We start from the raw sequence: 12,610 nt of genomic DNA, 5'->3' as shown, positions 1-12,610 counted from the left end.
CTCTTATTTGAACTCGGCGCGATAAGCGGCCAGGTTGGCTTTGGTCACCAGCGTGACGGGAATACTCTGTTCGCGTGTCACCGACTTTCCGGACAGCAGCGCCAGAGCCGAATCCACTGCCGTCTTGCCCATGGCCTGAGTGTTCTGTTGCACCACCACGGCAACCGAGCCGTCATCAAGCCCTTGCACCGCTTGAGAAGACAGGTCCCAACCGAAAATTTTCACCCGCTCGCCTGTACCCTGCGACATGCTGGCTGCTACCGAGCCAATCAGGGCGGGTTCGCCGGTGGCATAAATGATCTGCAATTCAGGGTTGGCGGTCAGCAGGTTTTCCGCCGCAGCCTGGGCGGTGTCCTGTACGTTGTTGCCGTCTACGGTATTGACGATCTTCGCCTGGCTGGCGGTCTTTGCCAGGCCCTCGCGGAAACCGTCCAGACGCAGATTCTGCACATAGGAGCCCAAGGCACCGACCACGCCGATGCTGGCCTTGCCCGCGAGTTCGCGATTGATGTATTCGCCGGTGTACTGGCCGATCTGACGGGCTGCTTCGCGGTTGTCGACACCGACCTGTACGGAGTTGTCACCATCAATTACCGCATCTATCGCCACCACGGGGATACCGGCTTGCGCTGCGGCGCTGACCGCAGGCTTGATGCCATTCACGTCGATGGCGCAGACCAGAATGGCGTCGACCTTGTCCTGAATATAGGCCTCGATGGCGTCGTTCTGGGCTGACGGATTGTCGTTGGCGTTGAACACCACCAGCTCTGCTCCGGCAGCTTTCGCCGCAGCCTGTGCGCCCTGGGTAATCTGGGTGAAATACAGCGCCTGCTGGTTGACCTGTACCAGAGCCAGACGTTTGCCGGTCTGGGCCTGAATGATGGGTGACAACGCCAAGGCCAGAACAGCGCCGAGGGTCAGGGTGAAACGCTTGCTGAAACGCAGCATTGCCATCCTCCTTGTCCGATTGCCGGGGCGGCAAATCAGATCGGTAAACCGGTTTACCAATTGTCTCAAAAAAAAGACAAGTTGGAGTTTGTCTTCGGGTTTGAACAAGGGTGAAAGCAGATTTTATGCCATTTGCCAGAACGCACGTACCTACGACCTTCCAGCCCTGATGCGCGCTGGTTTCTGATTAATACCGCCTTTTCAATGCATCGTTACCCTGCACCGATTTAACGCGCGGTGTTACCCGATGCCCCGCAATCAGTCACTGCGTCTTGCTACCGTTCCCCGGCAGACCAGCTCTACGGGTACTCGCAGCACATCCTGCGCACATTCGCCGCCGGTCATTCTTTGCAGCAGTTGCGCCACTCCGCGCCGACCAAGTTCCCGCGAGGATTGGCGGATAGTGCACAGCGGCGGGGTCAACAGGCTGGCGTAAACGGCATCGTCGAAGCCTACCAGTGACATTGCGCCGGGCACACTGATATTGCGCTCCCGGAGAACGTCGAGCACGCCCAGCGCGATGAAGTCACTGGCGGCGAAAATCGCCTCAGGGGGGCGGGGCAGGTCAAGCAATTGTGCGGCTGCAAGGCGCCCGTATTCACGACTGTAATCACCAAAACACACGTATTCGGGCATTTCTGCAATGTTGGCCAGGGCGAGTGCTTCACGGTAGCCGGCATAGCGCTCGCGTGCGCTCATCAAGGCTGACGGCCCGGACACATGGGCGATACGCCGAAGACCATGGCGGATGAGGTAGTCAGTGGCCAGGCGACCGCCTTGATGGTTATCTGCAAACACCTTGGGCTGGGTGGTGCCGGGAACATCTTCGTCCAGCAGAATGATATTGCGGTAGCTCGCCAATTGACGGGCCAGAGTGCCATCATCCGGGCGATTGCTGACCAGCAGCAACCCGTCGACGTTACGTGAGTCCAGCCAGCGAACAAAAGTGCTTTCGCGTTCAAGCAGGTTGCGGGTTACGCACAGCACCAGGTTGTAACCATGTGCGGATGCCTCTTCCTCGGCCGCGTCTGCCAGCTCGGCAAAAAACGGGTTGGCGATGTCCGGCAGCACCAGGCCGATGGTCTCACTGCCGCCTTTGCTCAGGCGCCGGGCCAGACTGTTGCCCCGGTAGTCCAGCGCCTTGATCGCCGTGTCGATACGTTGCGCCGTTTCCGGCGGCAGGCTGATGCTCTGGTTCAGATAGCGCGACACCGCAGCCTTGGAAAGGCCTGCATGGTTGGCGACATCCTGAAGCGTTACGGGTCTGGTCATAGCGATCGGCTTTGATGCCTGAAGAACGAAGCATTGAAGTGAGGTGCCGGTATCTTCTCATGCGTGCTCGAACACCCCGACGATTTTCTCTGCGGGTGGCGTCGAAAAAATCCGTATGGACGCCTTGAAAGCAGCTGGCACCGATGTGCTGCCATGGATGGATCAGTTCGAGAACGGCAAGATCAAACACGATGTCGGTTTCTCGATAGGTGATCAATTGTCCTGATCCTGTTTCATGGAACCTGTTTTGCCTGTCGACCACTCAGCGGGCAGCTATCTGCGAGGTCCTCAACGACCAGTGCAGAGCGGCGAGTTGGAGAGGTTGAGCAGATGCTGCGGCATCGGCGCAACCCATTGTTTTCATGACCGATAAGTAGCAGGTATAAAAGCTATGCCTATCAACAGACCCGCATTCAATTTAAAACTCAATACGGCAATTGCCCAGCCGACTGTGAAGAAAGATGCAGGTGCAGAATTGCGCCGTTTGAATCAGCGCGAAGTGCGTGCCAACACACAGACACGTTTCGCCGTTAATCACCGTGCCCCCACTTATGAAGTCGCGCAAAGCGCGCTGGGTGAAAATCACGGTGGCTGGACTGCCGCCAATCATTTCAAGATGACGGGGTCTGAGGTCTTCATCCATATGGATCGCCTGGAGCCGAACTGCAAGGGGGAGTTTGCCGGAGACAAGATCCACCTCAGCGTGGCGCCTGAGGATGTACCGGACGCATTCAATGCGATAGGCAAAATACTGCAGGCGAGCGACAGCCCGGTGGACTCGTGGAAAGTGACTGACATGAAATGCCTGCAGGCAGAGATGCCGGCGGCAAAGCAGCGCGTGGCGCTGGGCGCTCAGTTCACGATCTACGCCAAGCCTGACCGTGCAGATAACACCTACAGCCCAGAGTACATGGGCAAAATGAGGGGGATGATCAGCAGTATCGAACAGGAGTTGAGCGCCGCCGGTGTGAGGCAGAGCAGCCATCGCCCGGACTCCGATGTCTCCCCTGGGCACTGGAGCTATGCGTCTTATCGCAATGAGCATAAAAGCAACAGATCAGGGACTTCCAATCAGCACAAAAACCTGGAGGCAGAGCCTTTTTTCCAGTTGGTCTCATTCTCTGACGGGGCTTCAGGGTCATCCAGGTCCAGCGCTGACCATCAGGCCTTGCTGCCACCGCCGTGGGCCCGGTAAGGCTGTTCTTCTGAGCACGGCCGTGCGACCGGGGTTTCTATTGTGAAACGTGGGTGTCGAAAGAAACGCTGGTTGCACGGCGACAGCTCCGGGTTCATCGGTGCAATATCGCCTGATGAATTTCCTGCAGTGGCATGATCCTCTGCGCAGCGTTCAGTTTGATGGCTTCCTTGGGCATGCCGAACACTACGCAACTGGCTTCATCCTGAGCCACTGTCGAGCTGCCGGCATCAAGCATCTCCTTTAATCCGCGTGCGCCGTCGTCGCCCATCCCGGTCATGATGATGCCCGTGGCATTCTTGCCGGCGAATTTGGCGACCGAACGAAACAGCACGTCCACTGAAGGGCGGTGGCGGTTGACCAGTGGGCCGTCGATGACCTGAACGTGGTAATAGGCGCCGCTGCGAGTGACCATCATGTGTTTGCCGCCGGGTGCGATCAGGGCCAGGCCAGGCAGGATGCGGTCGTTGTTTCTGGCTTCGCGTACCTCGATCTGCGACAAGCCGTTGAGGCGTTCAGCGAACGAGGCGGTGAATTTTTCCGGCATGTGCTGGACGATGACCATGCCCGGACAGACTCTGGGCAGGGCAGTCAGCACCGCTTCCAGTGCCTGGGTGCCGCCGGTCGAGGTGCCGATGGCCACAATGCGCTCGGTGGTCTGCGCCATGGCGTGACCGTTGGCTGCGGGCAAAATGGCGTCGGCGGTGAGTTTGCTTGCCGGGGCCAAAACGGGCGGAGCCGTGCGCTTGCCAAGGTTTTTGACGTTGGAGTTCGCCGCTGCGCGGACTGCCGCGACCAGCTCGGCGGCTGAGTCAATGAGGAAGTTCTTCAGGCCGGTGGTAGGTTTGGTGATGATTTCCACCGCTCCGGCAGACAGCGCCTGCAACGAGGTTTCTGCGCCTTTCTGGGTCAGCGACGAGCAGATCACTACCGGCGTCGGCCGTTCGCTCATGATCTTCTTGAGAAAGGTGATGCCGTCCATGCGTGGCATTTCCACGTCCAGCACGATGACGTCCGGCCATTCCTGAGCCAGCTTGGCCATGGCGAATATCGGGTCTGACGCCGCGCCCATGACATGAATATCGGGGGTGTCGTTGAGAATGGCCACGAGTACCTGGCGAACGACGGCCGAATCATCGACCAGCAATACGCTGATTTTTTTGTTTGGCATCTTTTTCGATTGCTTCCATTGGTTGGTGCCTGACCCATACGTTTCCGTTCCACAGGTCGAAGATGATGTTGCGATGACCGGTGCTGCCCATGTCCTGAGCCGTCAGTTTCAGGTGATGTCGGTTGGCCAGCGTCAGCGCCGCATTGATGTTGCGATCTGCGACGTTGTGCATCTGCTGGTCGTGGCGCTGAGCGGGAAACATCTCGCCGCCGCCGAACAGCTTGACCTGATACTCCTCCGGAAGCGTACCGCTGGCCAGCGCATGGATAATAAGCATCTCCAGCGCTTCATCAGCGTATTTGCCGTCCAGTGGCTGACCCTTGCGAATACGCCCTGGCAGCATGAAGTGGCACATACCACCAATACGCCGCCACGGGTGCCAGAACGTGATTGCTACGCACGAGCCCAACAGTGTGCGCAGGCGCGCAGGCCGGGTCTCGAAGACCACTTCGCCGGGAGCCAGGACTATTTCGGCCACGCCGACGGGCTTGATCATGGCTTGCGGTATATCGAAGGGGAGACGAGTTTCAGCGTGTCGTTTATGCCGTTGAGGCTCTCCGAATGGCTGATGATGAAATAACCCCCTGACTTGAGACGCGGCAGCAATCGCGCAACGACTTTACTCTTGGTTTCCTGATCGAAATAAATCATTACGTTGCGCAGAAAGATCACGTCGAATTCCCCCAGATCGGGCAGAGTGTCATTGAGGTTGACCTGCACGAAGCTGACCCGGCTGCGCAACGACTTGTCGATCAGAAAGGTGCCTTCCTGACGGCCAATGCCCTTCAGGCAATATTTGAACAACAATGGTTGCGGCAGGGTTTCGGTGCGCTCCATGGGATAGTGCCCGCTGCGCGCCTTGCTCAGCACGCGAGTGCTGATGTCCGAGCCGACCACTTCCCAGGGGGTGGTGCCCAGATGTTCCGCCAGCGTCATTGCCAGGCTGTAAGGCTCTTCGCCAGATGAACTGGCGGCGCTCCAGACCCTGAATACCTTGCCCGGCGTCACCTTGGTCAGCACCTGCTGGCGCAGAAAATCAAAATGCTTGGGCTCGCGAAAGAAGTACGTTTCGTTGGTGGTCAGCAGGTCGAGCGCCACTTGCAGCTCGCCATTGCGCTGGTCGCCCATGATCAGCTTGAAATACTCGCCATAGTTGTCCAGTTGGTAGTGCTTGAGGCGCTTGAACAGACGGCCAGCCACCAGTGCTTTCTTGGCCAGCGTCAGTTTGATGCCCGCAGCGTTGTACAGCCAGGCCTGGAATTGGCCGAACTCGCGATCGGTGAGCGACGCTGTATCAGGCATGTGCAGGCCTCACGTCGCGTCAGCGTCGGAAGGCAGCGACTGGCTTGCTTCGGCGAGGCTGGACATCTCATCGATAGACAACACGCGATCGACCTCAAGGACGATGACGAACTTGCCGTCGACCTTGGCCATGCCGCTGATGAAGTCGGCACGAATGCGCGCACCGAAGTTCGGTGGCGGTTCGATCTGCGAGGCCGGTATTTCCAGCACCGCCGAGACGTTATCGACTAGCAGGCCGATGTCCTGCGGCTGGCCGTCCTCGCTGCTGGCCTCGATGATGATCACGCACGAGCGCCGGGTGATGTCCGAGTTTTGTCGCCCGAAGCGCGCCGATAGATCAACCACGGGCACTACGGCACCGCGCAGGTTGATCACCCCGCGCACGAAGGCGGGCATCATCGGCACCACCGTCAGGCTGCCGTATTCGATGATTTCCTTGATGCCCAGAATGCCGATGGCGAACATCTCGCCACCGAGCATGAATGTCAGGTACTGCGCCTCTTCCTCGACCGCCGTGGCGGTCTGTCGAGTCGTGACCAATGAGCCCATGTCGTTCTCCCTGTGAATCGCTATCGAGGCCGGCAATCAGCAGCCAGTCATCAGAAACGAGTGAATTCCGATTCGTCCGGGGCACCCGCCATGCTTTGCGCAAACGCCTTGCGCGGAGCCTGTTGTGGTGGGCGCGGGGGCTGGCGGTTCGGGCTGCTGCGGCTGTCGACAGGGCTGCCTTGTGCGACATTCCTTGGCGATGCATCGAGGGTGAAGAAGCTCATGGCCTGTTGCAGCTGTTCGGCCTGACTGCTCATCTCTTCAGCGGTGGCGGCCAGTTCTTCGCTGCTTGACGCGTTCTGTTGGGTGACCTGATTGAGCTGGGTCATGGCGGTGTTGATTTGCGCCACACCGGCAGCCTGCTCCTCTGACGCCGCGCTGATTTCCTGCACAAGATCTGAAGTCTTGTTGATCGAAGGCACCATTTCGTCCAGCAGCTTGCCAGCCTTCTCGGCCATTTCCACACTGCTTGACGACAGCTCGCCAATCTCCTGAGCCGCGACCTGGCTGCGTTCAGCCAGCTTGCGCACCTCGGCGGCCACTACCGCGAAGCCCTTGCCATGTTCGCCCGCACGGGCTGCTTCGATGGCCGCGTTGAGGGCGAGCAGATTGGTCTGGTAAGCGATGTCGTCGATGATGCTGATGCGTTGCGCGATTTTCTTCATCGCCACGACAGTCTGCTGCACCGATTCGCCGCCGTCGGTCGCTTCCTTGGCAGCCTTGCTGGCCATGCCATCGGTGACTTTGGCGTTCTCGGTGTTCTGGTTGATGCTGGCGCTCATCTGCTCCACCGACGCGCTTGTCTCTTCGACGCTGGCCGCCTGTTCGCTGGTGGCCTGGCTCATTGACTGCGCGGTGGCGCTGACTTCTTCCGAAGCGCTGGCCAGATTGTCGGCGGCATTACGCACTTCGCCGATAATGTGTGACAGCTTGCCGACCATGTTGCGCATGGCGTTCAGCACCATGCCGGTTTCGTCCTTGGAACCGTGCCCGATGTGGGCGTTCAGATTGCCTTCGGCCAGTTGCTCGGCGGCAGTCGCTGCCTCTTTCAATGGGCGGGAAATAACCCGTGCAATGAACAGCGCCAGACCCAGGCCGACCAGCAAGGCTGCAACCAGCACGGCAATGATCGAGATGCGCGCGCTTTCGTACAGGCTCGTGCCTTTGTCGCCAGCGGCAGTTGCCCCGGCGTCATTGAGCTCGACCATCTTTTGCAATTGGTTGGTGACTTCATCGAAGTGCAGTTTGGACTCGCCGCGCAGCAAGGCACGCGCTTCGGCCTCCTGGCCCTGCCGGGAGAGAGCGAAGAGATTGTCGCTGACTTTCAGATAGTTGGACCAGGAGGCACTCACGGCACTGAACATCTGACGGTCCTGATCGCTGACGATCAACTTGTCGTAAGTGGCAAGCCGCGTTTCAAACTGTTGGCGCGATTCTGCTGCCTCAAGCTCCATCTGCGTCTTTTCCTGGGCAGAGTCGGCAGCAATGTGGCGGTTTTCCTTCAGCCGGAAGTTGGCGGCATAAAAGCGCATGCCCGACGCCGCGCGTATGGACGGCATCCAGTTTTCCTTGATTTCCTGGGCGGCCTGATTGACCTGGCCCAACTGGATAATGGCAAAGACTCCCATGGCCGCGGTCAACGCCAGAACCACCAGGAACGAGGTAATCAGCTTGGTGGAAATCTTCAGATCGTAAAACCATTTCATTGAAGTAACTCCTTGGGAATTGCGAATCCGTCAGCGAGAAGTGGGCAACAGGGCTTGAGGTGCCTGGGTCGAGCGGGCTTCCATTTGGACGATCTGGTTGAGCAAGGCCGGTATGTCGAGAATCAACGCCACCGCACCGCTGCCCAGAATCGTCGAGCCGCTGATGCCGCGCAGTGCGCCGAACAGCTTGCCCAGCGGTTTGATAACGGTCTGGAACTCGCCGAGCAGCTCATCTACCACCAACCCGGCCTTGTGTTCGGCGTAGCGCACCACCACCACGTTCTGGCGCCGTGCAGCCGGGCCTTCATGATTGAAGTGATCACGCAGGTAGACCAGCGGCAACACTTCACCACGCAGATCGAGGTAGCCGCTGTCGCGGGTCAGGTGACGATTCTGTTCGTCCAGCTCGATGCACTCCTGAACCATGTCCAGTGGGATGACGTAAGTCGACTGATCGATACCGACCAGAAAACCGTTGATGATCGCCAGCGTCAGCGGCAGGCGGATGCGTACGAGGGTGCCCTGACCGGGCTGGCTGTCCAGGTCCACAGCGCCGCGCAGCAAGGTGATATTGCGTTTCACCACATCCATGCCGACACCACGCCCTGACAGGTTGGTGACGGCTTCGGCGGTAGAAAAACCGGGCTCGAAGATCAGGTTGTAGATCTCCTGATCGGTGAGGCTCGCACCCGCTGCCACCAGCCCGCGCTGCTGGGCCTTGTCGAGGATCCGCTCGCGGTTGAGCCCCGCACCGTCGTCGGCAATTTCAATGACGATGCTGCCGGAGTCGTGGTACGCATTAAGGCTCAAATGACCTTTTGCCGGTTTGCCTGCCGCGCGACGCGCTTCGGCGCTTTCGATGCCGTGGTCCATGGAATTGCGCAGCAGGTGCATGAGCGGGTCGCCGATCTTTTCTACGACGGTCTTGTCCAGTTCGGTTTCCGCACCGTTGATAATCAGATCGATGTCCTTGCCCAGCTCCTGGCTGACATCGCGCACTACGCGGCGGAAACGATTGAAGGTGTCGCCGATGGGGATCATGCGCAGATGTAGCGCGCCATCCAGAATTTGCTCGACCAGCCCTGACACGGTCGAGCTGGCTTCCTGAAGCGGGTCGTTGTCGCACGAACGGGCGAGCAGGCTGGCCCCGGCGCTGGCAATGACCAGTTCGCCGACCAGATTGATCAGCTCATCAAGCTTGTCGGCATTGACGCGAACATAACGGCCGTCCTTGTTTTTCTGCTCGCTGGCCGAAGAAGGTCGTTCTACAGCTGTTGCCGCCGCAGGCGCACGCGGCACGGCACGCTGGTCGCCCAGCAGTTCGCCGCTGGCAACCGCAGGGCTGTGTTCAGCCTGCGAGACCAGTTCGGTGCCGGTAGGCTCGACGTGGTCTGGCGTCTCGTTCACCGGGGTGATTTCAACAGCGCAGTCTTCCCGCACGAAGTCGAACACTTCGTTGATCGCGGCATGCCCGGCAGACGAGCGAAAATCGATCTCGAAGCCCAGGTGGCAGGATTCCGGGTCCCACGCTTCCAACGCCGGGATGCTGTCGGTGACGGTGGTGACCTGAACCATTTGCCCCAGAGTATTGAGGTAACGCAGGAACGACAGCGGGTCCATGCCGTTGCGAAACACATCCACGCCAAAGCGCAGTGAAATATGCCATAGCACTTCGGCAGGCTGTTCAGCGATCACGCTCGGCGCTCGCGCCTCGTCAGCAGGCTGGGCATTGCCCGGTGCCTGATAGACCTGTAACGCCTGACGCAGTGCTGCTTCGCGTTCCAGGGCGGGCGGCTGCAATGGCTCGCCACGGCTGGCCACCACATCGATCAACTCAAGCATGTGATCGCCGGACTTCAGCAACACCGCGATCAGCCCGGCGTCCACCGAAACGCTGCCTTCACGCAGGCGGTCGAGCACGTCTTCAACGATGTGGGTAAAGCTGACGATAGGCGTCAGCCCGAACAGCCCGGCCGAACCCTTGATGGTGTGCGCTGCGCGGAACACTGCGCCAATCGCGTCCTGATCGCCGGGTTCGCTTTCGAGTTGCAGGAGGGACTCCTCCATGGCCTGCAAAAGCTCACGCGCTTCAACAATGAACGTTTGCTGTGCCTGATCGAGGTTAATACTCACGATGGCTTCCTTGGTCGATCACTCGGCAATAATGCAAATGGACGCGCTAAAGCACGACACCGGGATTACATAACTCGAAGGTTTCGGTGACTGCCTTGCTTTGCCCGGTCATGTGCAGCGAGGTCCCGGTCTTGCCGGCTTCGCGCTGGATGACTGCCAGCAATTGCAGGCCGGCACCGTCCATCTCGGTAACTTGTGACAAGTCGACTTCCACTCGCGCCGCACCAGTGATCTGCGGCAGCAAACGGGCGGCGAGTTCGGTCACGGTGTAGATCGTCAGCTCGCCGTCGATCTGCACGCGGGTGGTGTCGCCCTGATTGTCGTTTGGGGTCGGCATGCTGGCCTCCATGGCCCTTGGTCTCAGGGCAGGATCAGCTTGGAAACCGCTGCGAGCATTTGCGCTGGCTGGAACGGTTTGACGACCCACGCCTTTGCGCCTGCCGCCTGACCTTCTGCCTTTTTCGATTCCTGAGACTCGGTGGTCAGCATGATGATCGGCGTGAACTTGTAACTGGCCAGCTTCTTCACTTCCTTGACGAACGTGATGCCATCCATGTTCGGCATGTTCACGTCGCTGATGATCAAGTGCACTTTCTGCCCGGTCAGCTTGCCCAGTGCATCTTTGCCATCGCAAGCCTCGATAACGTCGTATCCGGCACTTTTCAGCGCGATGCCGACAACCTGCCGGACACTGCTTGAATCGTCGACCACCAATACACTCTTAGCCATGATCTACTCCTAGAAAAACGTAATTTCCTGCGAATCCCGCTGTGCTGCCGATTCGCCGCGGTGAGTGCGGCGTTGCTCGTCGGTTGCGTAGGTGGACTCCATGCGCGCCAGCCATTGCCGGGCGTCGATGGCGACGGCCTCATCGGGAGACTGGCTGGCTTGCAACAGATGCGCGTGCAAAGAGTCGATGTTGTCGCGTACATGAGCGAGAATCTGGCTAACCCGGTCCTGAAACTGCAGGTTTACAAGGACTTCGGTCATTTCGTCGCGAATACCGTAGCTCTCCTGCTTGAGCAGGTCGGCGGATTCGGTCAGGCGACCGGTAATGCTCTGGAAGCGCTCCAGGACGTTCTGGATGCTTTGCTCGGAAGCTGCCACCGAATGGCTGTCCTGATCGGCACCGCTGGAGGCGGCCTGCACCAGTTGCGTGATGGCGTTGTTGATGATGTCGACCTTGGCCGACATCTGCTGACCGGTTTCGCTGGACTTGCTCGACAGGCTGCGCACCGCGTCGGCTACCACGGCAAAACCACGGCCGGCTTCGCCTGCGCGGGCCGCTTCAATCGCGGCATTAAGGGCCAGCAGGTTGGTCTGCGCAGCAATCGCTGCGACGTCCGCGGCCATGGTGCGCAACTCGCCTGTGTAGGCGGTCAGGCTGCGAACCTGAGAGAGCGTCTGGTCGCGGCTAGCCTGGGTGGCTTTAAGTGAGTCAATCACCTGGCTCAGCTCGCTGTCACTCTGGGACAGGACCTTCAGAGCGCCATCGGCATTCTGACCGTCCAGCTCACCGGCAGCGTGTTGCGAGGCCTGTACGGTTTCCTGCAAGCGTTTGGAAATTCCCATGAAGCGGCTGCTCAGCTCGACAATGGCGGTTTCGGTTTGCTGGCGCGAGCTTTCGACCTGTTTGGCCCAGATCGGCATGGCACCGAGAAAGACTTCATTGAGCTGTGCATGGGAGGCCATGGCGCTGGTTTGAGCGTTATGTGCCTGGTGATGGTCCAGCGCTTGAGCAACGGCCCGACCCACGTCGTTCTGCTGGGTGCGGGCAGCCAGTGCACAGGCACCGAGACCGATAGCCAGCAGTGCTGCGCAAGCGACCAGATTGGTCGTACTCGCCCCGGATTGCGTGAGGATCCAGGCAGCGGCAGGTATGACGGGAATCAGAGAAAACCAGACGAAACGTTGGCGGTTTTGCGCAGGAGTACTGCTGGAATGATTCGACATCATGGGTTCGATCCCTGAACAGTGCAGCGTTGTACACGACTCAATGGTTATCTGCACGGCGCAGACGAACTTGATACCTGTACGAGCGCCTTCCGTCCGATCGCTTCGCGCAGACCCCGGTCAGATTAAAAATAGCGGGTATTCAGGGCACTGCAAGTTGGCGCAGAGCGAGATTCACCCAAGAGCGGGCGCAGAGCGTCCAGAGCGGCATGACGATAGTGTTCTCCCCGCACGCCTCTCCGTTCCTCACGCTCCAGTGGACTGCCCCCCGAAAGTTGGACAGTTTTAGCGCGCCGCCTGAGCCCTGTATTTTACGGGGCTCAAGCCGTTTAGCTTCAGCTTGATGCGGTCATTGTTGTAGTAGCGGATGTACTCATCCAG

At 59.2% G+C, this 12,610-nt stretch carries 13 protein-coding genes and 1 pseudogene; 2 read left to right on the top strand and 12 right to left on the bottom strand.

The features are described from left to right. Positions 1-3: 3 nt before the first annotated feature. Positions 4-948 (bottom strand): substrate-binding domain-containing protein, encoded by a 945-nt coding sequence (locus tag RGM3321_RS08020; protein ID WP_244392470.1) that lies wholly within the window; start codon positions 946-948, stop codon positions 4-6. 258 nt (positions 949-1,206) lie between these two features. Continuing rightward, positions 1,207-2,220, bottom strand: a complete 1,014-nt coding sequence (locus tag RGM3321_RS08015; protein ID WP_244392468.1) for a LacI family DNA-binding transcriptional regulator — start codon at positions 2,218-2,220, stop codon at positions 1,207-1,209. Positions 2,221-2,335: 115 nt separating this feature from the next. On the opposite strand from RGM3321_RS08015, the pseudogene RGM3321_RS08010 reads away from it, so the two are divergent. Together RGM3321_RS08010 and RGM3321_RS08005 are read left to right on the top strand one after the other, a co-directional pair. Next, positions 2,336-2,446 (top strand): annotated as a pseudogene (locus RGM3321_RS08010) (type III effector); the annotation flags it as partial. A 165-nt stretch (positions 2,447-2,611) separates the two neighbouring features. After that, entirely contained in the window at positions 2,612-3,415 is an 804-nt protein-coding gene (locus RGM3321_RS08005; RefSeq protein ID WP_244392466.1) for a type III effector, read from the top strand. Positions 3,416-3,509: 94 nt separating this feature from the next. Here the strand turns inward: RGM3321_RS08005 and RGM3321_RS08000 are convergent, their stop codons facing one another. From RGM3321_RS08000 to RGM3321_RS07955, 10 genes are all read right to left on the bottom strand, one after another. Beyond that, entirely contained in the window at positions 3,510-4,586 is a 1,077-nt protein-coding gene (locus RGM3321_RS08000; RefSeq protein WP_244392465.1) for a chemotaxis response regulator protein-glutamate methylesterase, read from the bottom strand. Beyond that, positions 4,549-5,082: a chemoreceptor glutamine deamidase CheD gene (gene cheD / locus RGM3321_RS07995; RefSeq protein WP_244392464.1), complete on the bottom strand. Its 534-nt coding sequence runs from the start codon at positions 5,080-5,082 to the stop codon at positions 4,549-4,551. The genes RGM3321_RS08000 and cheD overlap by 38 nt, the downstream gene beginning before the upstream one ends. Further along, positions 5,079-5,888, bottom strand: coding sequence for a CheR family methyltransferase (locus tag RGM3321_RS07990; protein ID WP_244392462.1), 810 nt, complete (start codon positions 5,886-5,888; stop codon positions 5,079-5,081). The genes cheD and RGM3321_RS07990 overlap by 4 nt, the downstream gene beginning before the upstream one ends. Positions 5,889-5,897: 9 nt before the next feature. Then, the gene (locus RGM3321_RS07985; protein WP_002553202.1) at positions 5,898-6,437 is read right to left on the bottom strand and encodes a chemotaxis protein CheW; all 540 of its coding nucleotides are present in this window, start codon (positions 6,435-6,437) and stop codon (positions 5,898-5,900) included. Positions 6,438-6,487: 50 nt separating this feature from the next. Beyond that, entirely contained in the window at positions 6,488-8,143 is a 1,656-nt protein-coding gene (locus RGM3321_RS07980; protein WP_244392461.1) for a methyl-accepting chemotaxis protein, read from the bottom strand. Positions 8,144-8,173: 30 nt separating this feature from the next. After that, entirely contained in the window at positions 8,174-10,276 is a 2,103-nt protein-coding gene (locus tag RGM3321_RS07975; RefSeq protein WP_244392460.1) for a chemotaxis protein CheA, read from the bottom strand. A gap of 46 nt (positions 10,277-10,322) precedes the next feature. Next, a complete protein-coding gene (locus tag RGM3321_RS07970) occupies positions 10,323-10,613 on the bottom strand; it encodes an STAS domain-containing protein (protein WP_244392458.1) in 291 nt (96 codons plus the stop codon). Between the two features lie 23 nt (positions 10,614-10,636). Then, on the bottom strand, positions 10,637-11,005 hold the full coding sequence (locus tag RGM3321_RS07965) for a response regulator (protein ID WP_002553206.1): 369 nt from the start codon (positions 11,003-11,005) through the stop codon (positions 10,637-10,639). Between the two features lie 9 nt (positions 11,006-11,014). Next, entirely contained in the window at positions 11,015-12,229 is a 1,215-nt protein-coding gene (locus RGM3321_RS07960) for a methyl-accepting chemotaxis protein (protein WP_244392564.1), read from the bottom strand. 285 nt (positions 12,230-12,514) lie between these two features. After that, positions 12,515-12,610, bottom strand: a 96-nt coding sequence (locus tag RGM3321_RS07955; protein ID WP_244390993.1) for an IS3 family transposase, incomplete at its 5' end; no start/stop codon positions are given.

Origin of the sequence: Pseudomonas sp. RGM 3321 (assembly GCF_022836805.1) — a bacterium.
Lineage (GTDB): Bacteria > Pseudomonadota > Gammaproteobacteria > Pseudomonadales > Pseudomonadaceae > Aquipseudomonas.
This window is presented reverse-complemented; position numbering and strand designations above follow the sequence as displayed.